Source organism: Streptomyces sp. AC627_RSS907, assembly GCF_019049165.1.
The window spans coordinates 1-1,046 of sequence record NZ_JAGMUE010000710.1 but is presented as its reverse complement, the minus strand read 5'-3'; the positions used below and the strand labels follow the sequence as shown (position 1 = coordinate 1,046).

Here is a 1,046-nt window from a genome sequence, read left to right as displayed (position 1 = left end):
GTGCCCATCGCCGCGTGGACCACCAGCCGCGCCTTCGACGGCGCGGCCCTCTTCGAGGAGCGGCCGGTCCTGAACGAACTCGGCGAACTCCTCTTCCCCGCCCTGCTCGGCCTCGCCGTGGGGGCCCAACAGACCGCCGAGCGCTCCCGGCGGGCCCAGTGGGAGAGCGAACTGCGGGCCCGCGAGCTCGACGAGCGCAACCGCATCAGCGCCCTCGTCCACGACGGCGTGGGCCACCGGATCAGCCTGATGTCGATCCAGGCCGCCTCCATCGAGGTGCAGCCCGGCACGGACGAGCGCACCCGGAACAAGTGCTGGGCCATCTCGGACGCCGCCGGCGAGGCCATGGAGGAACTCCGGGTCGCCCTGGAGATGCTGCGCCGCCCGGCCTCCGTGGCCCGCCCGAGCGAGCCCCTGCTGAACGAGCTGGAACCGCTCCTGCGCACCTACCGCGCGCACGGCATGCCGCTGGAGGCCGAGGTGTCGGCGGCGGCCCACGCCGCCCCCGAGCAGGCGCAACGACTGTGCTCCCGGGTGCTGCGCGAGGGCCTGAACAACGCGGCCCGGCACGCCCGCGGCGCCGCCACCCACCTGCGCGTCACCCGCGCCGGCGACACGCTGCGGGCCAGCGTCGTCAACGCCCCACCGCCCGGGCCACGACAGTCGCTGCCGGGCACCGGTCAGGGCATCAACGCGCTGGCCGAGACGCTGGTGCGCGTCGGCGGCACGCTGCGCGCGGAACCCACACCCGACGGCGGCTTCCGCCTCACCGCCGAACTCCCCCTGACCGACCCCGACCCCGACTGACTCCCACTCGGCCACGGCCCCCGGCTGACGCTGACTGACTCTGACGCTGACTGACTCTGACGCTGACCACGAATCCGGCTGGCCACCGGCACGCCACCGCCGGGCGCGGCCCTCCCCCGTACGCCACCGGGCCCGGCCTCCCCGCACGCGGCCAGGCCCGATGTCCGCCCAGCGCCACCGCCGTTGCCACCGCGACCGCCGTCCGGCGGGCGCGGGGCTCAGACCCGGGACATCTGCAC

The 1,046-nt window shown here is 75.7% G+C and carries 1 protein-coding gene; it reads left to right on the top strand.

The features are described 5' to 3' along the window. Positions 1-807, top strand: an 807-nt coding sequence (locus KUM32_RS37920; protein ID WP_217146369.1) for a sensor histidine kinase, incomplete at its 5' end; no start/stop codon positions are given. Between the last annotated feature and the right edge of the window lie 239 nt (positions 808-1,046).